We start from the raw sequence: 25,295 nt of genomic DNA, 5'->3' as shown, positions 1-25,295 counted from the left end.
ACCAAAAGTTGACCAGTTGAAGGGCTAGTTGCGGCGCGGGCGTGGTCGGAACCGCCTGCGGGCCGCATGTATGGCGCCGACCGAGCGGCCCAAGTGTGTGGCGACCTGCGCGGCGGTCGAGGAGGTGTCCAGCGCTGCGTCGATCTCGTCCGTGGTCCACGGCTTCTGCCAGTTCAGTGGACGGTCGGAGGCGTCTGCGAAGTAGCGTTGTGAGCGCCGGGTGGCCCGCTGGTTGATGGGCTCCCAGCGTGCGCGTTCCGAGTCGCCGATGCGCTGCAGTCGCTGCGATTCCGCCGAAGAGCAGCCTGCGCACCGACAACCCGATTGAAATCCCGCGACACCGTGAACCGTCAGCATGTGCTCTCCTTTACGTACTCGCCGATCAGGGCAGATTTACATCCGGTCGGGGTGCGGTTCTAGAACCCAAAGTCACATTCGGCGGCGATGGCACCGGCCCGGGCGTGCGACGATCGCTGGTGTGGAGCTACCCGCGGTGGACGATGTGCTCGACCGGCTGCACGTTGTCGCCTTGCCCATGCGGGTGCGATTTCGCGGCATCACCGTCCGTGAGGTGGCGCTGATCGACGGCCCGGCAGGGTGGGGTGAGTTCGGTGCCTTCCCCGAGTATCAGCCGCCCGAGGCATCCGTCTGGTTGGCCGCTGCCATCGAGGCCGCCTACACGGAGCTGCCCGCGCCGATACGCACGCGAATCCCGGTCAACGCGACGGTGCCCGCGGTCGCGGCCGCGGACGTTCCCGGAGTGCTGGCCCGCTTCCCGGGGGCACGGACCGCCAAGGTCAAGGTGGCAGAACCAGGGCAGGCGCTCGATGAGGACATCGCGCGCGTGGAAGCGGTACGCGCGCAGATCCCTACCGTGCGCGTCGATGCCAATGGAGGCTGGACCGTCGAGCAGGCGGTTCGGGCACTGACCGCGTTGACCCGCGACGGCGCTCTGGAGTACGCCGAACAACCCTGTGCCACCGTGGAGGAACTGGCGCAGCTGCGCCGTCGGCTTCCTGACGTACCGATTGCCGCAGACGAAAGTATCAGGCGCGCAAGCGATCCGTTGCGCGTCGCGCAGGCACGGGCGGCCGATATCGCGGTGCTCAAGGTCGCGCCCCTGGGCGGTGTGCGGGCGCTGCTGGATATCGCCGAGCGCATCGGCATGCCCGTGGTGGTCTCCAGTGCACTGGACAGTGCGGTGGGTATAGGAATCGGCTTGCGCGCGGCGGCGGCGTTGCCGGGGTTGGAGCACGCCTGCGGTTTGGGGACCGGCGGCTTCTTTGTCGAGGACGTCGCCCAGACCTTGTCTCCCGTCGACGGCTACCTCCCGGTGGCGTCGTTGGCGCCCGATCCGGCTCGGCTCACCGCGCTCGCCGCGCCCGCTGACAGGCGCGATTGGTGGCGACGCCGAGTGGCCGACTGCTACTCGCGGCTGAACCGGTAGGTTCAGTCAACGTGCCTCTCGCGAACATCAACGGCATCCAGATCAGTTACGACGATCGTGGACCCCTGGCGCTCGGTGCCTCGGGCGATCCCGTCGTCTTCATCTCCGGGCGCGGTGGCGCGGGGCGCAGTTGGCACCTGCATCAGGTGCCGGCATTCCGCGCTGCGGGGTATCGCACCATCACCTTCAACAACCGGGGGATACCGCCTACCACCGAGTCGGCGGACGGATTCACGCTGCAAGACATGGTGAACGACACCGCGGCTCTCATCGAGGATCTCGGTGCTGCCCCTGCGCGGTTGGTCGGGTTCTCGATGGGGGCGCTCATCGCCCAGGAGCTCACGCTCACCCGTCCCGATCTGGTGACCGCCGCGGTGTTCATGGGTACCCGGGGCAGAGAGGACTCCACGCGGTCGTTCTTCCGCAAGGCCGAGCTCGAACTGTCCGCGTCGGGTGTCGCGGTGCCGCCGGCATACCAGGCGGCCATGCGCCTGCTGTTGAACTTCTCGCCCAAGACCCTCAACAACGATGCCGCGATCAAGGACTGGATCGACATGTTCACGCTGTGGCCCGAGCCGACCTCGGGTGGCATCGATCACCAGCGCAGCGCGATACCCGCTCCCGACCGGCCCGGCGCCTACGCGGAGATCAGCGTTCCGTCGCTGGTCATCGGGTTCACCGACGATATGACCCTGCCGCCCTACCTGGGCAAGGAGGTGGCCGACGCGATCCCCGGCGGCAAGTACGTCGAGATCGCCGATGCCGGACATCTGGGCTTCATCGAGCGTCCCGACGAGGTCAACCGCGTGATCCTGGAGTTCTTTGCGAGCACCGCGCAGACGGTATGACACCCTGATGGCATGAACCCGTCGACCGCACAGGCCCACGCCGTCGTCGACGAGCTCATCCGCGGTGGTGTCCGCGATGTCGTGTTGTGCCCCGGGTCGCGCAATGCCCCGCTGGCCTTTGCGCTGCATGACGCCGACAAGGCCGGGCGGCTGCGTCTGCACGTACGCATCGATGAGCGCACCGCAGGTTTTCTGGCCGTCGGATTGGCCGCCGCCAGTGGCGCCCCCGTGCCGGTCGCGATGACCTCAGGGACCGCGGTGGCCAATCTGGGTCCGGCGGTGGTGGAGGCCAACTACGCGCGGGTGCCACTGATCGTGCTGTCTGCCAATCGCCCTTACGAACTGCTTGGCACCGGCGCCAACCAGACCATGGAGCAGTTGGGCTACTTCGGCACCCAGGTACGCGCCGCCATCAGCATTGGCCTGGCAGAAGAGGGCTCGGAGAAGATCGAGGCCCAGAACCCGCATTGGCGGTCGGCGACCTGTCGAGTCTTGGCTGCCGCCAAGGGATCTCGCACCGCCAACGCCGGCCCCGTGCAGTTCGACATCCCGCTGCGGGAACCGTTGGTGCCCGATCGCGACGGCGGGCCGGTACCCGCCGGACGCCCCGGTGGGGCGCCGTGGACGTACACCCCGGACGTGACGTTCGACGAGCCCGTCGAGATCGATCTGACTCCCGACACCGTGGTGATCGCGGGACACGGCGCAGCCTTCCATCCCAACCTGTCGGCCTTGCCGACTGTGTCTGAACCGACTGCGCCGCAACCGGATAACCCGGTTCACCCGCTGGCGCTGACGCTGCTGCATCCCCAGCAGGTCATCATGTTGGGGCGGCCAACGTTGCACCGGCAGGTGTCATCGTTGTTGGCGGACAGCCGGATTCCGGTGTACGCGTTGACTACCGGGCCGCGTTGGCCCGATGTGTCGGGGAACTCGCAGGCAACCGGGACCCGGGCCGTCACCTCTGGAAACCCCGATCCCGGGTGGCTGCAACGGTGCGCGCACGCGCACCGGAAGGCTCTCGATGCGGTGCGCGGGCAGCTGAGTACGCATCCGCTCACCACGGGTCTGCATGTGGCGGCACAGGTCTGTGGGTCATTGCGCGACGGTGATCAGTTGGTGCTCGGTGCGTCCAACCCGGTCCGCGACGCCTCGCTGGTGCCCTGGGGCGCCAAAGATGTTCGCGTGCGCTCCAATCGGGGGGTGGCCGGTATCGACGGCACGGTGTCGACCGCGATCGGCGCGGCGTTGGCGCACAAGGGCGGTCGCACGGTGGCCCTGATCGGCGACCTGACCTTCGTACACGACAGTTCGGGCCTGCTGATCGGCCCGACCGAGCCGCGGCCCGAGAACCTGACCATCGTGGTCTCAAATGACAACGGCGGAGGCATCTTCGAGCTGCTGGAGCAGGGTGATCCGCGGTTCCATGATGTTTCCTCGCGCATCTTCGGTACCCCTCATGATGTCGACATCGCGGCGCTGTGCCGGGCCTACCACGTGGATTCGCACTCCATTTCGGTCGAGGAGCTCGGCGCCGCCTTGGACGAACCGGCAGGAGGCATCAGGGTTCTGGAGGTCAAGGCCGACCGCTCGACGCTGCGCGAGCTGCATGCCGCGATTCGGGCGGCCCTGTGACCCGGCGGTCCCGCGTCATCAAGAGGTTCCGGATCGCAGTGCTGGTGCTGGCGGGTTTGATGACCCTGCAGTCGCTGCTGCTGGTCGCGGGAGCCTGGCGAAACGACAAGTCCATCGAACGGGACATGGGCGTCGCGCTCGCCGAGGTGCTCAGTGCGGGCCCGCGGCGTTCCACCATTGAGTTCGTCACGCCCGAACGAGTCACGTACCGGCCGGAATTGGGTGTTCTCTACCCGTCCGAGCTCAGCCCGGGAATGCGCATCTATGTGGAGTACGACAAGGCCAACCCGGATCTGGTTCGCGTACAAGGGCGTAACGCATCGCTTTCCATCATTCCCGCGGGGTCCATCATCGTGGTGGTCTGGGCGGTGGCCGGGACTGTGCTACTGGGTCTCGCATGGATACAGCGCAGGGGGCCGGCTCCCGTTCACGCTTAAGTTTGCGTGACGTATGCCTGGGGGCAACCTAACTGCCAGGTGACGCTGACATGCTGTCAACGTGCGCATCGCGATCGTCGCCGAGTCGTTCTTGCCGAACGTCAACGGGGTTTCCAACTCGGTGCTGCGGGTGCTGGAGCACCTGGGCCGCACCGGGCACGAGGCCATCGTCATCGCCCCGGACACCCCCCGCGGGCAGGCTCCCGCTGCGACAGAATACGACGGCATCGCCGTGCACCGGGTGCCGGCGATCATGTTCCCCAAGGTGAGTACCCTGCCGCTGGGGGTACCGCAGCCGCGCATGGTCCGGATACTTCGTGAGTTCGCACCCGATGTGGTGCACCTGGCCTCGCCGTTCGTTCTGGGTTACGGGGGATTGCGCGCCGCGCAGCACCTCGACGTGCCCACCGTCGCCGTCTACCAGACCGATGTGGCGGGATTCGCCGACAGCTACGGTGCCGGGTTCGCCGCGCGCGCGGCCTGGCGCTGGACCAAGCATCTGCACGGGCGCGCCGACCGCACCTTGGCGCCGTCTTCGTCCGCGATGGACGACCTTGCCGCGCACGGCATCCCGAGGGTGTTCCGGTGGTCACGCGGTGTCGACATCGAACGCTTTGCCCCGTCGTCGCGCGACGAGGAGTTGCGTCACTCGTGGTCGCCCGAGGGCAAGCCGATCATCGGATTCGTGGGGCGCCTTGCTCCGGAAAAGCACGTGGAACGACTCGCTGTACTGGCCGGACGCGACGATCTGCAGCTCGTCATCGTGGGTGGCGGGGTAGAGCGTGAAGCACTCGAAAAGCTGATGCCCACAGCGATTTTCACCGGTGAGCTGACCGGCAAGGCGCTGTCGCGGGCATACGCCAGCCTCGATGTCTTCATCCACCCGGGCGAGCACGAGACGTTCTGCCAAGCGGTGCAGGAGGCCCTGGCCAGCGGAGTGCCGTCCATCGCGCCCGATGCCGGGGGACCGCGCGACCTGGTGGTCCCGGGACGCAACGGCATGCTGTTGCCGGTGGCCGACTTCGAAGCGAGGCTGGGTATGGCCGTCGACCACCTGGTGCAGCCGGCGACCCGCAGCCGATTCTCGGCGGCTGCGCGCCGCGGTGTGCTGTCGCGCACGTGGCCCGCCATCTGCGACGAGCTGCTGGAGCACTATGCCGCCGCGGCGGGCACCACGCTGGGCCGCGGCATCATGACGGCCTGATGCCGCCTCGACACGCCCGCTTCTGGCGGACACACGCCGCACGATCCCGCCGTAAGACGGCGTGTCGGCGCTGACACGGGCTGCCCTGTACCGTCACGGTATGAACCGCGCCACCCTGGAAAAGGACCCGCACGAGGTCGCGTCCATGTTCGACGCGGTGGCCAAGCGATATGACATCACCAACACCGTGCTCTCGTTCGGTCGGGACCGCTTCTGGCGCCGCGCCACCCGCGAATCGCTGAAGCTGAAGCCCGGAGACAAGGTGCTCGACATCGCCGCCGGGACCGCGGTCTCGACGGCCGAGCTCACCCAGTCGGGCGCGTGGTGCGTGGCGGCGGACTTCTCCGTCGGCATGCTCAAGGCGGGGGTGCACCGCGACGTGCCGAAGGTCGCGGGCGACGCCACCCGGCTGCCGTTCGCGGACCATTCGTTCGATGCAGTCACCATCAGCTTCGGGCTGCGCAACGTCGTCGATCACGTCGAGGGCCTGCGGGAAATGGCTCGTGTCACCAAGCCCGGTGGCCGCCTTGCGGTGTGCGAGTTCTCGACCCCGGTGAACCGTCCGTTCCGCACGCTGTACATGGAGTACCTGATGAAGACGCTGCCCGAGGTGGCACGCGCCGTCAGCAGCAATCCAGACGCCTATGTGTACCTGGCCGAGTCGATTCGGGCGTGGCCGGATCAGGAAGCGCTGGCTCAGCAGATCATCTCGGCCGGGTGGTCGAATGTGCGGTGGCGCAACCTGACTGGCGGCATCGTCGCCCTGCACGTCGCCACCCTCTAGCCCAGTACTCGCTCGCCGGGAAGGTCAGCTGAAGGGCGGACGCGAATCCAGGCGCCGCGAACCGCCGCCGGCCACTCGCCAGGCGCGCGCGATCATGTCATGGTCTTCATCGGTCACTAGGTTTCCCATGAGCCGCACGGCAATTCGCATCAGCGTCTGAGAACGCATGCCGACAGGCCCCATCACGGGCAGGAAGCGCGGCAGTGTCAGCAGCGCAGCCAGGCGCCGCGCGATGGAGAACGATCGGCCGTACCGGTCTCGCAGCAGCTCGGGCCACAGCTGTGAGTAGTCGTCGGCATCGAGCATCTCTGCTGCCAGGTGACCGGTCTCCAGCCCGTAGTCGATGCCCTCGCCGTTGAGCGGATTGACGCATGCCGCGGCATCGCCGATAAGCATCCAGTTGGCGCCGGCGATGCCGGATACGGCACCGCCCATGGGCAGTAGGGCCGAGGCGATCGAGTGCAGGCGTCCACTGAGTCCGAAGTCCTCGCGCCGCAGCTCCGTGTAGTACTCGATGAGCGGACGTAACGCCGCGTCGGCGGGACGTTTGGAGGTCGCGAGCGCCCCGACACCGATGTTGATCTGTCCGCCGCCCAGCGGGAAGATCCAGCCGTATCCCGGCAGCACATCGCCTTCGGGAGAGCGCAACTCCAGGTGCGAGGTCATCCATTCCTCGTCGCCGCGCGCCGACTCGATGTACGCGCGCCCCGCGACGGCGTACACGGTGTCCTTGTGCCACTCGCGTCCCAGGACCTTCCCGAGGGTCGAGCGCACACCGTCGGCGACGATGACGGCCTTACACGCGATCTCTCCGGGCCCGCGGTCGTCGAGCACTCGCACCGAGGTGACCCGGCCCGCCGTGTCGCGTTCCACGTCGACGGCCTTGGTGGATTCGGCCATCTTGGCACCGGAGTCGACGGCCACCTGCCGGATCTTGACGTCCAGCTCGGTGCGCCGCACCGCACTGCCGGTACCGCCGAAAGACGGTCCGGGCCAAGGAACTTCGAGATCACCGCCGAATCCGTGAAGGCGCAGACCCCGGTACCGGATGTGCTCGTCGAGCCAGGGGCCGAGTCCCAGCAACTCGAGCTGTTCGACGGCGCGCGGGGTCAGTCCGTCACCGCACGTCTTGTCGCGCGGGAACACCGCCGAATCGACCAGGACCACCTCTCGCCCGGCGCGCGCCGCCCATGCCGCGGCCGCCGATCCGGCCGGGCCGGCACCGACGACGACCAGGTCCGCTGACGTCTGCACCTTCCCAGTATGTTGGACCGGTGAGTAACTCGACCACGGTGGCCGGAGTTGACCTCGGTGATCCCGTATTCGCCGCAAAGGTGCGCGACCATCTGGCGGCCATCGAAAGCCTCATCGTGACCGAGCTGGGGCAGTCCGACCCGTTGTTGACGGAGTCCGTGCTGCACCTGTTCCATGCCGGCGGTAAGCGCTTCCGCCCGCTGTTCACGGTGCTTGCCGCTCAGACCGGGCCCGACCCGGACAACGACGAGGTGATTCTCGCGGGAGCGGTTTGCGAGCTCATTCACCTGGCAACGCTGTACCACGACGACGTCATGGACGAGGCGCAGAAGCGTCGCGGAGTCCCCAGTGCCAACGCGCGGTGGGGCAACAACGTGGCGATCCTCGCCGGGGACTACCTGCTGGCCACCGCCTCGCGTCTGGTGTCCCGCCTGGGTCCGACGGCCGTGCGCATCGTCGCGGAAACCTTCGCCGAACTGGTCACTGGCCAGATGCGCGAAACCGTCGGGGTGCCCGAGGGCGGCGACGAGACCGAGCACTACCTCAAGGTGATTCACGAGAAGACCGGGTCGCTGATCGCGGCGGCGGGGCGATTCGGCGCGATGACCTCGCGCTGCGACGACGATCAGATCGAACGTCTCAGCCGCCTGGGCGCCATCGTCGGCACCGCCTTCCAGATCTCCGACGACATCATCGACATCGAGAGCCTCACCGACGAGTCGGGCAAGACACCCGGCACGGATCTGCGGGAGGGAGTGCACACCCTGCCGATGCTCTACGCCCTGCGTGACACCGGTCCCGACGCTGACCGGCTGCGCACGCTGCTGGCCGCGCCCATCACCGACGACGGCGAGGTGGAAGAGGCGCTCACGCTGCTGCGGGCCTCCGCCGGGCTCGAGGCGGCAAAGTCCGTCGTGATCGACTATGCCGACCGCGCCAAGGCCGAACTGGCGGAGTTGCCACCGGGCGATGCCCGCGACGCCCTGGGCGTGCTCATCGAGTACACCGTTCGCCGCCACGGATAGCGGGCCCGGAACCCGAGCAGTCTCTGCTTCGTTAGCTTGAGTGAAACCAAGTAACGGAAAGGGAAGCTAATGCCGACGGCAGGACCGAGCCACGCCAACGGACTCAAGACTGTGCTGCTGCTGGGCGGCATGTCGGCGATGATCGTGTTCATCGGCTCGCTGTTCCACAGCAAGAGCATCCTGCTGCTGGCCGTGCTGTTTGCCGTCGGCATGAACGCGTACGTGTACTTCAAGAGCGACACCCTGGCTCTGCGCGCCATGCACGCCCAGCCGGTCACGGAGTTGCAGCAGCCCTCCATGTACCGGATTGTGCGGGAGCTGGCGACCGTCGCACGCCAGCCGATGCCCCGGTTGTACATCAGCGATACGAATGCCCCGAACGCCTTTGCCACGGGGCGTAATCCGCGTAACGCGGCGGTGTGCTGCACGACGGGCATTCTCGATCTGCTCAGCGAGCGTGAACTGCGCGCCGTGTTGGGGCATGAACTCTCGCACGTCTACAACCGTGACATCCTGATCTCCAGCGTGGCTGGCGCCCTTGCCGCGGTCATCTCGGGGCTGGCCAATATGGCGATGTTCATGAATTTCTTCGGCGGCGGCGATGAAGACCGCCCGAATCCCATCGCGCTGTTCTTGGTTTCCATGCTGGGCCCGATTGCCGCCACGGTGGTGAAGATGGCGGTGTCCCGTTCTCGGGAGTATCAGGCCGACCAGTCCGGTGCCGAGCTGACCGGTGATCCGTTGGCATTGGCTTCGGCGCTGCGCAAGATATCCGGCGGGGTGCAGGCCGCGCCGTTGCCGCCCGAGCCGCAGCTGGCCAGCCAGTCGCACCTGATGATCGCCAACCCGTTCCGGGCCGGCGATCGGGTCGCGGCGCTGTTTTCGACGCATCCACCGATGGCTGATCGCATTGCGCGCCTTGAGGATATGGCCCGCTTCTAGGCGTCCGCGGGAGCTAGACCATCCGTCCGCTCAGGGCGGCCAGCTTGTCCAGCACCGGCGCGTCTGCCGCGACGGGTTGCGGAGTCCCGAACTTCCCCGAGCGCGCGAATGCGCCGGTCAGTTTCTCCACCAAACCGAGTGCGTCGGCGACGAGATCGGCAGGTAGATCCGGCCGAACGCCGGTGGCTCGCGCCAGATCCCAGCCGTGTGTCAACAGATCCGCCATGCGGACCTGAAGCTGCCTATCGCCGGTTGTGTGTGCGAATGGGCCGGCATAGGTCTGCTCCAGCACGCCCGGAAGGGCCAGGGCGTCACTCAATGCCTGGGCCGACTGACGGTACCCCGCCCCGGGGTCGTCGGCCGGTTTACCGCGGGTTCCGCCGAAGCGCTCGGCCAGCGCGTAGTTCACCTCGATGAGGTGGTCCACCAGTTGGCGCAGGTTCCACTCCGTGCACGGTGTCGAGGCTTCCCATTGATCCGGGCGCACCGCACCGAGCATGGTCTCGATGGCTGCCGAGGCGCGGGCGAAGTCTTCCGCGGGTCCCATCACTGCGCGATCTGCTTCGCGTGAGGCGCTCATCAGCGGTACACCATGACCGTCGTGGTGCCGTGCGCCACCAACCTGCCCTGGGAGTCGACAACCTTGCCCTCGGCCGTCGACACGCGCCGGCCCGGATGCAGGACCTGGCCGGACGCCACCAGGCGTTCACCGTTCGTGGGCACCGCGCGGACATAGTTGACCTTGAGTTCTAGTGTGCCATAACCGATTCCCGGCTCCAAGATGGAGTGCACGGCACAGCCCAAGACCGAGTCGAGCAGCGTCGCGCAGATTCCACCGTGCAGGGTGCCCAGGGGGTTGGCGAACTCCGGCCGCGTCACCAGGCTGAACGAGACGGAGCCGAATTCGACCTCTTCCAGCTGCATCCCGAGCATGCGGCCGATGTTGGGTACCGACTCGGGCCAGGCGCCCATCGTCCGGATCAGTTCGAGTCCGGACAGATTCTCGATTTCCGTGGTCATGGCCACCCTTCCGCGTAGACTGATTGGTCCATATCGACGGTAGCAGCCGATGGACCAATTGGTCCATCGGGGTAAGGAGGCCGAGGTGGCACCGGGCCCACGGCAACGGCTGATCGACAGCGCGATCACCATGATGCGGGAACGCGGCGTGCATGCCACCGGCCTTGCTGACCTGCTCAAGCGCAGCGGTACCGCACGCAATTCCATCTACCAGCACTTCCCCGACGGCAAGGCGGAACTCATCGCTGAGGCCGAGCGAGAGGCATCTGAGCTGGCCAACGGATTCTTGGATGCGCTGAGGGCGCGGGGGGACGCCGAGTACCTGATCACCAAGTTCATCGCGTGGTGGGTCAACCAGCTCGAGACCCACCACTTCGACACCGGATGCCCCCATGCCGCGGCCGCGCTGGCCGGGCCGGGCGAGGTGCAGATCCGGGCCGCGGCCAACGCCGCCTTCATCGGCATGCGCACCCGGTTGGAGGAGTCCTTCCGCGACTCGGGGGTGGCCGAGGGCGTCGAGAGCCTGGCCTCGTTGGCGGTCAGTGCTATCGAGGGGGCGCTGCTGCAGGCGCAGGCCGCACACTCGGTGCAGCCGCTGCGCGAGGTCGAAAGCGAACTGATCGCGCTCGTCCGCACGCGCCGGCGTTGAGGGCGAAAGGCGTTATTCCGCTTCGACTTCCGAGAGCTTGGTGGGCACGTGGAATGGCGGGGTGCTCTTGCCGATCACCCGGTACCGATTCCATGGGTCGGGATCGCCGATGAAGGCATCCCGCGCGCTGTGCGCGGTGCGGATGGTGGCTTTCACGCGCGCCTCGTCGCCGACGAGCGCGGTCAGCTGTTCGTTGGGCCTGATGCGGCCGATCCAGCGGAAGATGCCGTCGATCGGCTCGCTGTACCCCTTGAGCTCCAGCTCTACCGGGACATCGACACCGCGAACGGTCACCGTCGCTTCGCCGATGTAGTCCGAATCGTCATGCGGGCTGTGTGCGAAGACGCTGTTGGTGTCGTCCTGTCGGGGAAGGCTCATGACTCTCCTCGGGTGATCCCGCGTGGGGATAGGTGTGGGTCCGCAGCGGACGTGGCTACCTCTTGACAACCGGGACACCGCCCCGGCAAACTCGCTGACATATCCGTAACAAACAGTACCCCATACTGTCAGATACGTGTATCTGTCCTTGGCTGACCAGAAGGTATTGACGTGACGTCCAGCAGTTACAAAGACATCAACTACGCCGACTATGCATTCACCCCGGCCACCACGGTCGACGGCGAGATTCCCGCACGGCGGCGGCGGGTTGGTGATCGGCTCAAGACCGCCCGCCGGTTGTTGTTCGAGGCGACGGAACTGAGCTACGACCCCGAGCTGGACATCGACTGGGACGCGCCCCTGGATGAGGCGAAGCACTGGCTGGCCGCCCGGCAGGTGTCGCTGTACGGCACGCCGGAGTGGGAGGCGCTGTCGATGGGGCAACAAGAGGAATTGGCGCGTCAGGAACTGGTCAGTCTGCTGAGTTTTGTGGTGGACGCCCAAGGTGCGCTGGCATCGTTGATGTTCCGTGATGTCATCGAGGGCAACACCTTGGCCGACGACTACACGAGGTTTCTGTTGGCCAGTGTGCGCGATATCAGCCGCAACGCCACCATGGTGGGCCGTCTGATCAACAAGACGGGACTCGAGCTCCAGCCGGCCCCGGTGGCCGTGCAGCGTCTACAGCGATTTTTCGTGCCACTCATCCCGCACGGCCCGCTGGGTCGCGGATTCATTCTGCTGCTGCACAAGCTGATTCACCAGCTGATGTGTGAGCTTGAGGCGGACGAGCAGGCCCAACCCGTGGTCCGGCAGGTCGCGAAGATCTGTGTCCTGGTGGGCCGTCGCCAGCTCGAATTCGCCGAAGACGAGTTGTATCGAGCCGTGGACGCTCGCCGGTACCTCCCGGCGGCCATGGCGGACGTGTCGCTGGCACTGCTGACGGTGTTGGCAACGTCATTGATCGTGCGGCCGCAGGTCTACGGCAGCGTGGGCCTGGCCCGACGTGCCGGGCGCCGGGCCGCGGCACGCAGTGAGAACCTCCGCCGCCGGAACGCGGCGCTGCTCCGGCGCTACTTCGACGTCGCCGAGGATGCGGGAATGTTCAGAACTGGCGCTGCGAGAACAATTCTCAGGGATCGAGGCCTGCTCTGACGCACGCGTGGGGGATTGACAAACCCGCGCGTGACGGTGAGACTCAGTTTACGGTATGCAAAGTAACGGGTACTTAAAGTAATGCATTAAATTGGAGGGTGGGATCAATGACGACCATCGACCAGCCGACGACGGCGCTTCACGAGGCCGGCGCTTCCTCGGTTCGGGGTAAGTCCGTGGGCGATCGGCAGAAGACGGCTCAACGGCTGCTGCGTTCGGCCGCCGACCGTGCCTACGACGGCGAAGTCGACATCGATTGGGACGCACCGGTTGTGCCGGGGTTGTACTGGGCCACCCCGCGCCGCACATCGTTGTACGGCACCAAGCTGTGGGACAAGCTGACCCAGGAACAGCGCATCGAACTGACCCGCCACGAGCTCGGTTCTGTGTTGAGTTTCGGCATCTACGTCGAGACCGGCCTCAGCGCCATGTTGTGGCGTCAGGTCGTCGAGCAGAACGGGGGAGCAACCGATCACGGTCGCTACGCGCTGACCGAGATCAGCGAGGAGGCCCGTCACTCCACCATGTTCGGTCGCCTGGTGAACAAGCTCGGCATCGAGCCGTACACCTATCCCAAGTTCGCGACGCGTGTCATCCGGCTTCTCGGCCTGGTGCCGCTGGGTCCCTCGGGTCTCGGCGGTCTGCTACTGGTCGAAGAGGTGCTCGATCGCGCGCAGCGCGAGACCATGATGGATGAGACGGTGCAGCCGCACGCCCGCCAGCTCATGAAGATCCACGTGCTCGAAGAAGCGCGGCACATCACCTATGCACGTGAGGAACTGGTGCGCCAGATCGGCGAGCGGGGTCCGGTCTCCAACGCATTCCACCGGGCCGTCTTCGCCCTGGCGGTCATCGGCATCTACCCGGTGCTCTTCAACCCGAAGGCCTACCGGGCGGTGGGCATCCATCCCCTCCGCGGATTTATCGCCTTCCTGACATCGCCGTACTACCGCGAGAATGCGACCTGGGTTTCGGAGCCGCTGATGCGTTTCATGCATGAGATCGGTTTCCTGGATGGCAAATTCACCGGCCGCCTGTTGCGGATGTCACGCGCGATGCCGGACGACATCCTCGCCGAGATCAAGGCGCGGTAAGCGCGACAAGAGAACTGGCTCATTGCCGGTGCGATGAGCCAGTTTCAGCCATGTCAAGTGTTCACCCGTGAAACAGAAAGAGATTGCGCCACATGACTGTTACCGATACATCGCACGAAGGGCAGCAGCCCGATACCGTGGTTGACGGCGGTTCATCGGAGCCCATTCGTATTCGTGCGTTGATTGTCGGCACGGGGTTCTCGGGCATCGGGGCGGCCATCGCGTTGCAGAAGATGGGCGTGCCATTCCTCATCCTCGAAAAGGCCGGCGAGATGGGTGGCACCTGGCGCGACAACACCTACCCCGGCGCGGCCTGCGATGTGCCCACCCACCTGTACTCCTTCTCGTTCGAACCGCGGTCGAACTGGGACCAACTGTTCTCCCGGCAGCCGGAAATCTTCGACTACCTCAAGGAAGTCGCCGCCAAATATGGCCTATACCGGCACGCCACCTTCAACACACGTGTCACCCGCGGATACTGGGATGAGGACGAGTACCGCTGGCACGTGTTCACCGATAGCGGGCAGGAGTACATCTGCCAGTTCCTCATCTCCGGCGTAGGGGCTCTGCACATCCCAAGCATCCCGGAAATCGAAGATCTGGATCGTTTCGAGGGGCCGGTCTTCCACTCCGCGCAGTGGAACCACGATTACGACCTGACCGGTAAGAAGGTCGCCGTCATCGGCACCGGCGCCAGTGCGATTCAGTTCGTCCCCGAGATCGTGGGCAAGGTCGGCGAGCTGAAGCTGTTCCAGCGCACCCCGCCCTGGGTCTTGCCGCGCACCAACGTCGAGTTCGGCCCGTTGGCCAAACGGGCGTTCGCCAGCGTTCCCGGTTTACGCGCGCTGTTCCGCAGCGGCATGTACTTCGGCGCGGAGGCCGGCGCGTACGCGATGAACCGGCGTCCGGCCTTGCTCAAAGGCGTGGAATTGCTGGGACGCTCGTACATCAAGAGCCAGATCTCAGATCCCGAGGTGCGCCGCAAGGTGACGCCCGATTACCGCGCCGGATGCAAACGTCTGCTGGGGTCCGGCACGTATTACAAGGCCATCGAGAACCCGAAGACCGAACTGGTCACCGAGTCCATCGCCCGTGTCACCGCCGACGGCATCGTCACTGGTGACGGGATGGAACGCAAGGTCGATGCCATCATCTTCGGCACCGGATTCCACGTCACGGACTCGTACAAATACCTGGATCTGAAGGGAAAGAACGGCGAGGATCTCGGCCAGCGCTGGTCGACCGAGGGCGTCACCGCACACCGCGGCATCACCATCGCCGGCATGCCCAACCTCTTCTTCCTGCTGGGGCCCAACACCGGACTGGGACACAACTCGATCGTGTTCATGATCGAGTCGCAGATCCACTACGTCACCGAGGCGATCAAACACGTCGACGAGGCCTACGCCCAGGCGATCGTGCCCACCACCGCGGCGCAGGACAAGTTCAACGCCGAGGTTCAACGCAAGCTGCAAGGCTCGGTGTGGAACAGCGGCGGCTGCCAGAGCTGGTACCTGGACGAGCACGGTAAGAATCGGACGTTGTGGTCTGGTTTCACCTTCGAGTACTGGTCGCAGACAAGGAAAGTCGACCCGTCCGAGTACGAGTTCGAGGGCGCGGTGCGTCCGGCGGTGCGTAAGACCGTCCCGCTCGCGAACGGGCCTCGGCAGACCTCGCCGAGCATGGCCGCAAAGTAGTCTTCCGCCCAGTAGAAGCGAGAAACCATGAAGGACTTCGACAACAAGGTCGCCGTGATCACCGGCGCGGGTTCGGGTATCGGCCGCAGTCTGGCCTTGACGCTGGCGCAGCGTGGTGCGCGGCTGGCGCTTTCGGACATCGACACCGCGGGTGTGGCCGATACCGCCGGGCGCTGTGAGAAGGCGGGTGCGACCGCTATCCCGTTCGAGCTGGACGTCGCGGACCGGGCCGCCGTCTATGCCCACGCCGCCGACGTCAAAAACGAGTTCGGTCAGGTCAACCTGGTGTTCAACAACGCCGGGGTGGCGCTGTCGGCCGATGTCAAGGACATGGAATGGGATGACTTCGACTGGTTGATGAACATCAACTTCTGGGGAGTCGCGCACGGCACCAAGGCATTCCTGCCCCATTTGATCGAATCGGGCGACGGCCACATCGTCAACGTATCGTCGGTGTTCGGCCTGATGGGCATACCTTCTCAAAGTGCCTACAACGCCGCGAAATTCGCAGTTCGCGGCTTCACCGAATCGCTTCGTCAGGAGATCCGGGCGGCCAAGTATCCCGTGGGGGTCACCTGTGTGCACCCCGGCGGCATCAAGACCAACATCGCCTCCAGTGCGCGTGGTATCCCCGAGGGTGTGGACCGGGAGACCGTGCGAAAGGGCTTCCAGCTCATGGCGATCACCCGTCCCGACTCGGCCGCCCGGATCATCTTGCGGGGGGTGGAGAAGAACCGCCCCCGCGTCCTGATCGGTCCCGACGCGCGCGTGTTCGATGCCATACCGCGCATCATCGGGCCGCGCTACGAGGACCTGATGGCGCCCTTCTACGGAATAGGCAAGTACGGGGTCGGCAAGAAGATCGCGGGCCGCTTCGGTATCGAGTTGTAGGCGGCCGTCGATGACAGACACTGTGACGCCCGACGTGCGCAAGGTGACGGGAAACCCTCATGTTCACTCCCTTGAGGTCGTCGAGATCATCAGGGAGACAGGGGATGCGGTGTCCCTGGTATTCGAGGTTCCGGATGCGCTCGTCGACGCTTTCCGGTACCGGCCGGGCCAGTTCCTCACGCTGAAAATACCCAGTGAACGCACGGGCTCGGTCGCCCGCTGTTATTCGCTGTCCAGTTCCCCGCATCTCGATGACGATTTGGTGGTGACCATCAAGCGCACGGAGGGCGGGTACGCGTCGAACTGGCTGTGCGACAACGTCAGCGTGGGAGACCACATCACGGTGCTCACCCCCTCCGGGGTCTTCGTGCCGCGCTCGCTGGACGGAGATTTCTTGCTGCTCGCCGCGGGTAGTGGGATCACCCCGATGCTGTCCATCGCCAAGTCGGTGCTGCTCGGGGGCGCCGGAACGGTCTATCTCTTCTACGCGAACCGCGACGAGCAGAGCGTGATCTTCGGCGCCGAGATCGATGACATCATGGTGGAGTTCCCGGATCGGCTGCGCGTCGTGCACTGGCTCGAAGCCGAACGTGGCCTGCCCACGCGTGACGCCATGTCCGAGTTGTTCGCCGCGTACACGCGGTACAGCACGTACGTCTGCGGCCCGGCGCCCTTCATGGACGAGGTCCGCTCCGCGTTGTCGGCTGTCGGGATGCCCGCCAACCACATACACATCGAGCTCTACCAATCCCTGTCCGGTGACCCGTTCGCCGATATCGTGGTGCCGCAAGGCGGCGCGGATGCCGCCCAGGCCCGCGTGGAACTCGACGGCACCCAGGTCACCGTCGAGTGGCCGCGGGACACCCCGCTGCTCGATGTGCTCCTGGCGCAAGGCCTCGACGCGCCGTACTCGTGCCGCGAAGGCGCGTGCAGTGCGTGCGCCTGCACGGTGCGCGGCGGCGAGGTGCGGATGCTGCGCAACGACACCCTGGTCGATGCCGACCTCGCGATGGGGTTGACGCTCGCCTGTCAGGCCGTTCCGATCACCGACAGCGTCGATATCGTCTTTGACCAGTAGACGCGAGATTGCGCGCAATCTTGGATATGGTCACGGGATGCGTATCCTGCCCATCCTTGGCGCTGTGACCAGCGCCGTCGCTGCCGTGATGCTGGCGGGGGCGGCATCCGCCGACCCGGACACCCCCAACCCCCTCGACCCGTCCGGGCTTCCGAACGTCAACGGACTCACCCCGGTGTCGCCCCTGGAGTACAGCACGATGGCGGACACGGCATACGGCTTCACCATCCCCGGTGGGATCTCGTGCCTGATCAAACGGGCCGATGCCAGCTACGGCTGCAGCGGGCCGCTGCCGGGTGCCCCGAACGGAGCGAACCTCGTCAGCGGCAGCAATGCTCCCGGTTTCGCCAGCACCGACCGCCCGATCTACGGCTTCGGTGGTGAGCCCTTCAAGCCCCTGCCGCCGGGATCCCGGCTGAGCTACCGCGAGGTCAGCTGCGGTCTAGACGGCGGCGGCACCCTGACCTGCGTCAACAATCGCTGGCAGAACGGCTTCGTGGTCGGTCCGGGTGGCAGCTACACCACCTAGCGGCCGATTAGATTGGTCTGCATGCGTCTCGGGTACCTGCTGATCGCCGCTGCGTGCGGCATCGTCCTCGTCGGTTGCGACAGCGGAGAAGCACCCAGGGATGTTCCGGTCGCGGAATCCACCAGCTCGACCACGGCCACCCCTACACCGGCCGTCGACCAGTCCGGGGCGGCCGCGTGCCCCAAACACGGCGGCCGCTGGGACGCGGCGCAAGGCTGCGTCGTCGACGAGACCACGCCGCAGAGCACGCAGCATCTGGTGATCCCCGTCCAGTGGGATTCGTCGTTCCCCGAGCTGCAGCGGGCCGTCGACGACACGGTGGCGGACATCCGCGCCAACTTCCGTAAGTCCGTCGAGCGGGCGGGTGCCCCGCCCGAGGGCAAGCCGTGGGCACTTCAGGTCAGCTTCGAGGCCTACCAGGGCAAGGGAGTGCATCCCTCCGACAGCGTGCGGTTCTCGATCAGCGAGTCACTCGGCGGCTACCACCCGGGCTTCGCGTTCCGCACTCTGGCGTTCGATCGCACCACCAAACAGTCCATCACCCTGGACACCCTGCTGATCGATCCGGCGGCCGCACTGGCCAAGATCTCTGCGCTGGTCCGTACCGACCTACGCGCGCAGCTCGGCGGGGTGGGCACCGAGTTCGTCGACACCGGAACGGTTCCGGAGCCGGGAAACTTCAAAGACTTCTCCCTGGACGGCGACGCGCTGCTGTTCTCTTTCGAGCCGTACCGGGTGGCGGCGTACGCAGAAGGCCCGATGCAGAGTCGGGTGGCGCTGACCGAACTGCGCGATGTGGTGAAGCCCGAGTATCTGCCGGCCTGATCAGAATCCGGTGCCGTGCACCTCGTGGCCGGGCGTTTCCGCCATGAGTCCGCGGTAGGCCTGTTCCACCGTCGAGCCCTGGTTGATCACCCCGTCCACCTCGCGGGCGATCGGCATCTGAATGCCGTACTCGTCGGCAAGGGTCATCACCACCGATGAGGCTTTGACCCCCTCGGCCACCTGGTTCATCGATTCGATGATCTCGTCGATGGTCTTGCCCTTGCCGATCTCCTCACCCACGTGCCGGTTGCGGCTGCTGGCGCTCGTGCAGGTGACGATCAGATCGCCCAGACCCGCCAGGCCCGGGAAGGTCTCGGGGTTACCGCCCATGGCCACACCGAGTTTGGTCATCTCCCGCAGCGCTCGGGCGATCACCATGGCGCGGGTGTTCTCGCCGATCCCGATCGCATAACCCATGCCGCTGGCGATGGCGAAGACGTTTTTGAGCGCCCCGGCCATCTCGACACCCACCACGTCGTTGGTGCTGTACACACGGAAACGCGACGTGCGGAAAAGCTCCCCGAGGCGCGCTGCCTGGTGCTGGTCGGGCATCGCGACCACGCCGGCGGCCGCGTATCCGCGGGCCACCTCCTTGGCGATATTGGGCCCGGCCAGGATGCCCGCCGGATGCCCGGGCAGCACTTCCTCGATGATCTGCGACATCCGCATCCGCGACCCCTGCTCGAGCCCCTTCACCAGCGAGACGACGGGCACCCACGGGCGCAGTGACTGCCCGATCTCGGTGAGCACCTCGCGGAAGCTGTGCGATGGAACTCCCATGATCACCACATCGGCCTGCTCGACGGCCTCGTGGAGGTCGGAGGTGGCACGCAGGCTCTCGGTCAGCTCCACCTCGTCGGTCAGGTATCGCGAATTGCGGTGTCGTTCATTGATATCCGCAACTGTCTCGGGGGAGCGGGCCCACTGCAGAGTGGGACTGCGCCGCGCCACAATCGAGGCCACCGTGGTGCCCCAGGACCCGCCACCGAGGACGACGACTTGTGGTTCGCGAAGTGCTGGCATGCCGCCAGGGTATGGGCCCGGTGCGCCTCGAATATGGACTTCGGCAATATGAGTGAGGTGTTGATCGATGTGACGCTCACGACCGGGTTGAACACCATGGCTGCCGACGCTGCCGAGGCCGAGGAAGCCGGATACGCCGGCATTTGGACATTCGAAGGCGCGCACGACCCGTTTCTGCCGATACTGCTGGCTGCCCAGCACACCAAGAATGTCGCGCTGGGCACCTCGATCGCGGTCGCTTTCGCCCGAAATCCGATGCTGCTGGCCAATATTGGCTGGGACCTGCAGGCCTATTCCGGTGGCCGGTTCATCCTGGGCCTCGGCACACAGATCAAGCCGCACATCACTCGCCGGTTCGGCATGCCGTGGAGCAGCCCGGCGGCGCGCATGCGGGACATGGTGCTGGCCATTCGCGCCATCTGGCAGTCGTGGCAGGAGCGCGGGCCGCTGGACTATCGCGGCGAGTTCTATCAGCACACCCTCATGACGCCGATGTTCATGCCCGATCCGGCCGAGGTGGGCGACTTTGGCCCGCCCCCGATCTGGCTGGCCGGTGTCGGCAGCGCCATGACGGAGGTGGCCGGGGAGGTGGCCGATGGATTTCTGTCACACCCGTTCTGCACACCCGACTATCTGGCACAGGTCACCCGGCCGACCTTGGGTCAAGGCGCCGCGAAATCCGGAAAGACGCTGGCCGACATTCAGATCCACCACTCGCCGATGATCGTCATCGGGCGTGATGAGGCCGAGCTGGCGCGCGCACGCACGGCCGTGCGCAAGCAGCTCGCGTTCTACGGATCCACCCCCGCCTACTGGCCGATCCTGGAATTACACGGCCGGGCAGAGGTCGGCCCGAAACTGAAAGAGCTGTCCAAACAAGGTGAATGGGATGCCATGGGCGAGCTGATCGACGAGGACTTCGTCGATACCGCGGCCGTCACCGTGACCGACGCCGCGCAGGGCGCACGCGAATTGCAGGCCCGCTATGGCGATCTGGTGCACCGGTTGGGCTTCAACACCCCGTACCGGCCCGACCGCGCACTGCTGGCCGAGCTGCTGGCCGCCTTCCCGTCGAGATGACATTGAAGCGGGAGATTCGGGGCTAAATGACGGCGTCAATGTCATCTCGGCGCTAGGACGAGGAGCTCACCGCCACACCGGCGCCCAGCCCGACGATCATCCACCCGCCGGTTGCCCCGACCGCCTCAAGACGCTTGGGGGAGCGGGCGAACCAGTTGCGTGCGGTACTGGCCAACAGCGCCCACACGCTGTCCGAGACCAGGGCTATCAGCACGAAGATCGCACCGAACACCGCGATTTGTACCGATACCGATCCCGCGGCGGGGTCGGCGAACTGCGGCAGCACCGCAGCGAAGAACAGCGCCGTTTTCGGGTTGGTCATGCCGACGATGAAGCCCTGCCGGAACACGCGGTGTGCACCCGCCGCGGGCGCAGCCGTGTCCAGCGCCGTGATCAGCGACTTGCGATTCCGAATCGCTTGTATCCCAAGGTAGATCAGATACGCGGCGCCGACGAGCTTGACCACCGTCAGTGCCCAGGTCGATGCTGCCAGCAGTGCGCCCAGGCCGGCCGTCGTGAGCACCAACGGCACCACCGTGCCCGCCGTGTTGCCCAGGACGGTGACCAAACCCGATCGACGTCCCAGGCTCAGCGAGCGACCCACCGCGAACAGCACGCTGGGTCCCGGGATCACGATCAGGGCGTAGGCCGCGATCGCGAACCCGATCAGATGCGTTGTGGGTATCACCGGACCATCGTCCTACCGATAGTTGACGAACTGCAACGCAATATCCAGGTCGGAGCCCCTCAGCAGCGCCTGGACGGCCTGCAGATCGTCGCGCTTCTTGCTCGAGACCCGAATCTCTTCACCCTGCACCTGCGACTTGACGCCCTTGGGCCCCTCGTCACGGATGATCTTGTTGATCTTCTTGGCGTTCTCGGTGTCGATGCCCTGCTTGAGGGTGCCGGTGAGCCGGTAGGTCTTGCCGCTGGGCTGTGGCTCGCCCGCGTCGAAGGCCTTCATGCTGATGTCGCGGCGCACCAGCTTCTCCTTGAAGACGTCGACTGCTGCCTTCAGGCGCTCCTCGGTGGAGCTGATGAGCTCGATGGCCTCGTCGCCCTTCCAGGCGATGGTGGTGTCGGTGCCGCGGAAGTCGAAGCGGGTGGCCAGCTCTTTGGCCGCCTGGTTCAGCGCGTTGTCCACCTCCTGGCGATCGACCTTGCTCACGATGTCGAATGATGAGTCCGCCATGACTGCTCCCTCTTTCTGGTCTTCGTATGTTCCGTATCCAGTCGGTTTGCGTTGGCCCGACCCTATCGTTGTATCCTGCATCGTCTGATAAGGCGGGTTGCCCGAGCGGCCAATGGGAGCGGACTGTAAATCCGTCGGCTTACGCCTACGCAGGTTCGAATCCTGCACCCGCCACAGCGGCCAGGCCCCCTTTCGAGGGGGCCTGGCGTCGTTTTGGGCAGGAAACGCTGAATCTTGCCGGGTGGGGCGTGCACACTTGAGGGGGTTGGGCGGCCTGGCTTCGGTGGCCCGCCCCGGTGCTTCCAGCGGGCGTTTTCGCCCCTAGAAGCGGGTGCACGACGAAGGGCGCTGACATGGCGGTGACAACGATCACAAGCGCGGGGATTGCGCCCTAATCCTCTTCCGATATCGCGGCACGGTTCGCATCAGCCCGGAGACAGAGATGAGCGTCCAGCAGCAGCAAGCCCTCGATTTGCTTTACGCCCTCGACAACGTACTCACCATAAAGATCACGATGCCGCAGGCCGATTGGGATGCGGTGCGTACCGAGCAGCCCAAAGGCGGCATCTGCAATTTCGAATGGACCGGCGGCGCCCGATATACCTGGCGCAAGGCGGCCTCGGTGGAATTGTCCGGAACGCGTTTCCCGGCGCGAAGCACGTTCACCGACGTGGGCATCAAGAAGAAGTCGTTCTGTGGTTCCATCGACAGTGAAAAGCCTTGCCTGCACCTCGACTTCGGCAAGTTTGGCGACTCCGATACCGTCGAGGCCCTGATCGGGTCCCGCTACCTCACCCTCAACAACTCCATCCAGGACCGTTCCTATATCCGGCAGACGCTGGGGTATCGACTGCTCGCCGAGGCAGGCTTGCCGCATTCGCGGTGCAACTACGCCAAGGTGTTCGTCAACGGTGAGCTGATCGGGCAGGGGCTGGGTGACGTCAACAGCCCGGGCATCTACGTCAACGCCGAACCGGTCATGAAGCGCTACATCGAGCGCAATTTCGGCAACATGAAGGGCAATCTCTACGAGCTCGAACATCACGACGACTTCGTGCGCGATCGCCTGGATCTCATCGGAGTGGAGTCGCTCTCCGAATTCGAGAACAAGGCCGACCTGGAGCTTGCGATCGATCAGATCGCCGGGCGCGGGCTGGCCGGAGCGGCCGAGGTGATCGATCTGGATCAGTTCATCAAGTTGTATGCGATGGAGTTCTATCTCAAGCACTGGGACGGCTACGCCGGCAACACCAACAACACCTACATCTACAACGACGTCGCCGCGGTCGAGGCGCCCGGCATCGACAACGTGAAGTTCGCGATGATCCCCTGGGGCATCGACCAGACGCTGCAGCCGGACCGGCCGTTCAAACTGGACAGCGACGGAATCATCGGCAGGCTGGTGCGTGAAGATCCGGGACGGCGCACGCAACTGCTGGATCAGATCAGGACCTATCGCGAGACGATTTTCGGCCGGGAGCACCAACAGTCGGTCTGGAGGCCGCTGATCGATCAGATGCAGGGGCTGGTGGTGGGGTTAGGGGTGCCGAACGCCGTCGCCGAGATCGCGACGGTGCGCCAGCAGCTCAAACTGGCCGAATCGGCCGGCTATCTGTGCGCGGGGCTCCCCGGCCAGGCGCAGATCTACGTACTGCACGGCCGCACCGGAGAGTGTCTACATGCCAGTAACACCGAAACCGTCCCGCCGGGTGTACCCGGTGCGCAGAACTTCGAGGTCTATCGCCTGCCGTTGCGGGACGACGACGACCCAACCGATATCTGGTTGGTCGCAGACCTCGGAGCGGGAAAATCACTGACCAACAAGGCGTTTGGCCGCGCCTTGCATGCCAGCGGCACCTTGGCCACCGAGCAGGGGCACCTGTATCTGTACACCTGTGCGCCCAACAATGCCGGGCAGTCCGAAGAGTTCGCGATTGTCGCGGCCGACAACCCTGACCGTTTCACCTTCAGCGGGTACTTCCGGCTCATGAGCATCCGGACCGGTCTGGGTGCGGCCTTCGGACTGGATCTGACGCCGGGAGGCCGGGCGCGGGTGCACCAGGAGTCCGGCGGTTCTCGGCTGTACTTCTATTGATCGGCAACTCGTACCGTGTGGGTGTAATCCAGTACCGCGTAACCGCCTCGGTCGTCGACGATCAGGACCTTCCTGTCGTCGCCGGCGCCGAAGATCGTGATGCCCTCGGGCTTCATGGACCGATGGAAGCCGACGTCCAGCAGCCGTACTTCCTCGTCACCGCCGTCCCAGAGACAGAGTTGGAACGGGGCGTCGCCACCACTTGTCGAGCGCCCGAGTAGAACCAGGAAATCTCCGGTCTGCTCGTCGCGGCAGATATCACGGATCCCTTGCGCAGCCTTCGATCCAGGCACGCGGATGTGCACCGTCGAAGCGGCTGCCAGCGATGATGTGACCCACGGGGCGGTGCCCGCGTCCAGGGGCACCCGGATGAGCGAGATCTGCCCAGGCATGCCGGGGCTGCGCAGTCCGAAAAGCAGCGCACCGGCTGCCGGGTCCCAGGTGAGGCCTTCGATGTTCAGGCCCTCGCTATCAGGTTCTCGGCCACCGGATATCCGTAGTGAGGGAACGATTTCCAGTAGCGAGGCCCGGAATCCGCGCATGGCCTCGGTGGGCAGAACACCATCCGACGCGTATCGGATCCGCAACAGCCCGTCATTGACTCCTGTCTTGGTCGCGCACAGCGAGGACGCGGCGATGAGATAGATGTCGCCGTCCACGTCCACCCGGGTAAGACTCTCCAGGTCGCCGACGCTCCCACGCTCGATTCCGGTCAGGGTACGGCGCCGGATCTGCGTGGATTGCGCGCCGTCCGCGTCGAGCGAGAGTTCGAACAGAGCGGATGAGTCGTTGTTGTCGACGAAGACGAACCGGCCCGGCGCCACCGGAACCACGCCCGAGGCGTTGAACGGTGTCTTGCCGTTCTGCTCGCGAAATGCGACGGGCTTGACCTTCTTGCGCCAACCAACATGCTTCGCCGCATTGCGGAGGGACCGAAATGCGTTGGCAGCCGTAGTGGTCCAAGATTCCACATCGCCCCTTTCGCAGCACAGCATCGGCCACCAAACGGGCCC

The 25,295-nt window shown here is 65.6% G+C and carries 27 protein-coding genes and 1 tRNA gene; 19 read left to right on the top strand and 9 right to left on the bottom strand.

The genetic code is table 11. The features are described from left to right. Positions 1–24: 24 nt before the first annotated feature. On the bottom strand, positions 25–357 hold the full coding sequence (locus MYCSP_RS18540) for a hypothetical protein (protein ID WP_070909289.1): 333 nt from the start codon (positions 355–357) through the stop codon (positions 25–27). Positions 358–478: 121 nt separating this feature from the next. Here MYCSP_RS18540 and MYCSP_RS18535 point away from each other — a divergent pair, with 121 nt between their 5' ends. From MYCSP_RS18535 to MYCSP_RS18510, 6 genes are all read left to right on the top strand, one after another. Further along, positions 479–1,447: an o-succinylbenzoate synthase gene (locus tag MYCSP_RS18535; RefSeq protein ID WP_088414642.1), complete on the top strand. Its 969-nt coding sequence runs from the start codon at positions 479–481 to the stop codon at positions 1,445–1,447. A gap of 11 nt (positions 1,448–1,458) precedes the next feature. Beyond that, positions 1,459–2,295 carry an alpha/beta fold hydrolase gene (locus MYCSP_RS18530; RefSeq protein WP_070909291.1) on the top strand — a complete coding sequence of 279 codons (837 nt, stop codon included), beginning with the start codon at positions 1,459–1,461 and terminating at the stop codon, positions 2,293–2,295. Positions 2,296–2,307: 12 nt separating this feature from the next. After that, positions 2,308–3,930 carry a 2-succinyl-5-enolpyruvyl-6-hydroxy-3-cyclohexene-1-carboxylic-acid synthase gene (menD, locus tag MYCSP_RS18525; RefSeq protein WP_088414640.1) on the top strand — a complete coding sequence of 541 codons (1,623 nt, stop codon included), beginning with the start codon at positions 2,308–2,310 and terminating at the stop codon, positions 3,928–3,930. Beyond that, positions 3,927–4,367, top strand: a complete 441-nt coding sequence (locus MYCSP_RS18520) for a DUF3592 domain-containing protein (protein ID WP_083335691.1) — start codon at positions 3,927–3,929, stop codon at positions 4,365–4,367. Before menD ends, MYCSP_RS18520 begins: the two co-directional genes overlap by 4 nt. A 61-nt stretch (positions 4,368–4,428) precedes the next feature. Continuing rightward, positions 4,429–5,571, top strand: coding sequence for a glycosyltransferase family 4 protein (locus MYCSP_RS18515; protein WP_070909293.1), 1,143 nt, complete (start codon positions 4,429–4,431; stop codon positions 5,569–5,571). A 100-nt stretch (positions 5,572–5,671) separates the two neighbouring features. Beyond that, positions 5,672–6,355, top strand: coding sequence for a demethylmenaquinone methyltransferase (locus MYCSP_RS18510; RefSeq protein WP_088414638.1), 684 nt, complete (start codon positions 5,672–5,674; stop codon positions 6,353–6,355). A 24-nt stretch (positions 6,356–6,379) separates the two neighbouring features. Here MYCSP_RS18510 and menJ read toward each other — a convergent pair whose 3' ends face one another. Beyond that, the gene (menJ, locus tag MYCSP_RS18505) at positions 6,380–7,609 is read right to left on the bottom strand and encodes a menaquinone reductase (protein ID WP_088414636.1); all 1,230 of its coding nucleotides are present in this window, start codon (positions 7,607–7,609) and stop codon (positions 6,380–6,382) included. 38 nt (positions 7,610–7,647) lie between these two features. On the opposite strand from menJ, the gene MYCSP_RS18500 reads away from it, so the two are divergent. Together MYCSP_RS18500 and htpX are read left to right on the top strand one after the other, a co-directional pair. Next, complete coding sequence (locus MYCSP_RS18500) at positions 7,648–8,634, top strand: polyprenyl synthetase family protein (RefSeq protein WP_088414634.1); 987 nt, start codon at positions 7,648–7,650, stop codon at positions 8,632–8,634. 69 nt (positions 8,635–8,703) lie between these two features. Next, a complete protein-coding gene (htpX, locus tag MYCSP_RS18495; protein ID WP_088414632.1) occupies positions 8,704–9,576 on the top strand; it encodes a zinc metalloprotease HtpX in 873 nt (290 codons plus the stop codon). Positions 9,577–9,589: 13 nt separating this feature from the next. On the opposite strand, the gene MYCSP_RS18490 is transcribed toward htpX, so the two are convergent. Both MYCSP_RS18490 and MYCSP_RS18485 read right to left on the bottom strand, forming a co-directional pair. Further along, a complete protein-coding gene (locus MYCSP_RS18490; RefSeq protein WP_088414630.1) occupies positions 9,590–10,156 on the bottom strand; it encodes a TIGR03086 family metal-binding protein in 567 nt (188 codons plus the stop codon). Then, the gene (locus MYCSP_RS18485) at positions 10,156–10,596 is read right to left on the bottom strand and encodes a PaaI family thioesterase (RefSeq protein WP_083013446.1); all 441 of its coding nucleotides are present in this window, start codon (positions 10,594–10,596) and stop codon (positions 10,156–10,158) included. The genes MYCSP_RS18490 and MYCSP_RS18485 overlap by 1 nt, the downstream gene beginning before the upstream one ends. Positions 10,597–10,645: 49 nt before the next feature. Between MYCSP_RS18485 and MYCSP_RS18480 the strand changes: the two genes are divergently transcribed. Continuing rightward, positions 10,646–11,245, top strand: coding sequence for a TetR/AcrR family transcriptional regulator (locus tag MYCSP_RS18480; protein WP_070909299.1), 600 nt, complete (start codon positions 10,646–10,648; stop codon positions 11,243–11,245). A gap of 12 nt (positions 11,246–11,257) precedes the next feature. Here MYCSP_RS18480 and MYCSP_RS18475 read toward each other — a convergent pair whose 3' ends face one another. Further along, on the bottom strand, positions 11,258–11,623 hold the full coding sequence (locus MYCSP_RS18475; RefSeq protein ID WP_070909300.1) for a DUF4873 domain-containing protein: 366 nt from the start codon (positions 11,621–11,623) through the stop codon (positions 11,258–11,260). A gap of 171 nt (positions 11,624–11,794) precedes the next feature. Between MYCSP_RS18475 and MYCSP_RS18470 the strand changes: the two genes are divergently transcribed. From MYCSP_RS18470 to MYCSP_RS18440, 7 genes are all read left to right on the top strand, one after another. Continuing rightward, positions 11,795–12,778 (top strand): diiron oxygenase, encoded by a 984-nt coding sequence (locus MYCSP_RS18470; RefSeq protein WP_083013447.1) that lies wholly within the window; start codon positions 11,795–11,797, stop codon positions 12,776–12,778. Between the two features lie 107 nt (positions 12,779–12,885). Then, a complete protein-coding gene (locus MYCSP_RS18465) occupies positions 12,886–13,872 on the top strand; it encodes an AurF N-oxygenase family protein (RefSeq protein ID WP_083013448.1) in 987 nt (328 codons plus the stop codon). A 92-nt stretch (positions 13,873–13,964) separates the two neighbouring features. Further along, positions 13,965–15,569 carry a flavin-containing monooxygenase gene (locus MYCSP_RS18460; protein WP_088414628.1) on the top strand — a complete coding sequence of 535 codons (1,605 nt, stop codon included), beginning with the start codon at positions 13,965–13,967 and terminating at the stop codon, positions 15,567–15,569. 27 nt (positions 15,570–15,596) lie between these two features. Next, complete coding sequence (locus MYCSP_RS18455) at positions 15,597–16,460, top strand: SDR family NAD(P)-dependent oxidoreductase (protein WP_070909304.1); 864 nt, start codon at positions 15,597–15,599, stop codon at positions 16,458–16,460. A 10-nt stretch (positions 16,461–16,470) separates the two neighbouring features. Beyond that, positions 16,471–17,538: a ferredoxin--NADP reductase gene (locus MYCSP_RS18450; protein WP_088414626.1), complete on the top strand. Its 1,068-nt coding sequence runs from the start codon at positions 16,471–16,473 to the stop codon at positions 17,536–17,538. 37 nt (positions 17,539–17,575) lie between these two features. Then, positions 17,576–18,067 (top strand): hypothetical protein, encoded by a 492-nt coding sequence (locus MYCSP_RS18445; RefSeq protein ID WP_083013452.1) that lies wholly within the window; start codon positions 17,576–17,578, stop codon positions 18,065–18,067. A gap of 21 nt (positions 18,068–18,088) precedes the next feature. Then, complete coding sequence (locus tag MYCSP_RS18440) at positions 18,089–18,892, top strand: RsiV family protein (RefSeq protein ID WP_083013453.1); 804 nt, start codon at positions 18,089–18,091, stop codon at positions 18,890–18,892. On the opposite strand, the gene MYCSP_RS18435 is transcribed toward MYCSP_RS18440, so the two are convergent. Further along, positions 18,893–19,915, bottom strand: a complete 1,023-nt coding sequence (locus MYCSP_RS18435; protein WP_083013454.1) for an NAD(P)H-dependent glycerol-3-phosphate dehydrogenase — start codon at positions 19,913–19,915, stop codon at positions 18,893–18,895. 33 nt (positions 19,916–19,948) lie between these two features. On the opposite strand from MYCSP_RS18435, the gene MYCSP_RS18430 reads away from it, so the two are divergent. Continuing rightward, positions 19,949–20,995, top strand: a complete 1,047-nt coding sequence (locus tag MYCSP_RS18430) for a TIGR03617 family F420-dependent LLM class oxidoreductase (protein ID WP_070909309.1) — start codon at positions 19,949–19,951, stop codon at positions 20,993–20,995. Between the two features lie 52 nt (positions 20,996–21,047). On the opposite strand, the gene MYCSP_RS18425 is transcribed toward MYCSP_RS18430, so the two are convergent. Continuing rightward, complete coding sequence (locus tag MYCSP_RS18425) at positions 21,048–21,683, bottom strand: LysE family translocator (protein WP_070909310.1); 636 nt, start codon at positions 21,681–21,683, stop codon at positions 21,048–21,050. A gap of 12 nt (positions 21,684–21,695) precedes the next feature. Beyond that, positions 21,696–22,187 (bottom strand): YajQ family cyclic di-GMP-binding protein, encoded by a 492-nt coding sequence (locus MYCSP_RS18420; protein WP_070909311.1) that lies wholly within the window; start codon positions 22,185–22,187, stop codon positions 21,696–21,698. Between the two features lie 91 nt (positions 22,188–22,278). Between MYCSP_RS18420 and MYCSP_RS18415 the strand changes: the two genes are divergently transcribed. Together MYCSP_RS18415 and MYCSP_RS18410 are read left to right on the top strand one after the other, a co-directional pair. Beyond that, positions 22,279–22,361, top strand: a tRNA-Tyr gene (locus MYCSP_RS18415). Between the two features lie 268 nt (positions 22,362–22,629). Next, on the top strand, positions 22,630–24,282 hold the full coding sequence (locus MYCSP_RS18410; RefSeq protein WP_083013457.1) for a CotH kinase family protein: 1,653 nt from the start codon (positions 22,630–22,632) through the stop codon (positions 24,280–24,282). On the opposite strand, the gene MYCSP_RS18405 is transcribed toward MYCSP_RS18410, so the two are convergent. Then, entirely contained in the window at positions 24,276–25,253 is a 978-nt protein-coding gene (locus MYCSP_RS18405) for an SdiA-regulated/phytase-like domain-containing protein (RefSeq protein ID WP_083013458.1), read from the bottom strand. The genes MYCSP_RS18410 and MYCSP_RS18405 overlap by 7 nt on opposite strands. Positions 25,254–25,295: the final 42 nt, after the last annotated feature.

The organism is Mycobacteroides saopaulense, assembly GCF_001456355.1.
Lineage (GTDB): Bacteria > Actinomycetota > Actinomycetes > Mycobacteriales > Mycobacteriaceae > Mycobacterium > Mycobacterium saopaulense.
This window is presented reverse-complemented; position numbering and strand designations above follow the sequence as displayed.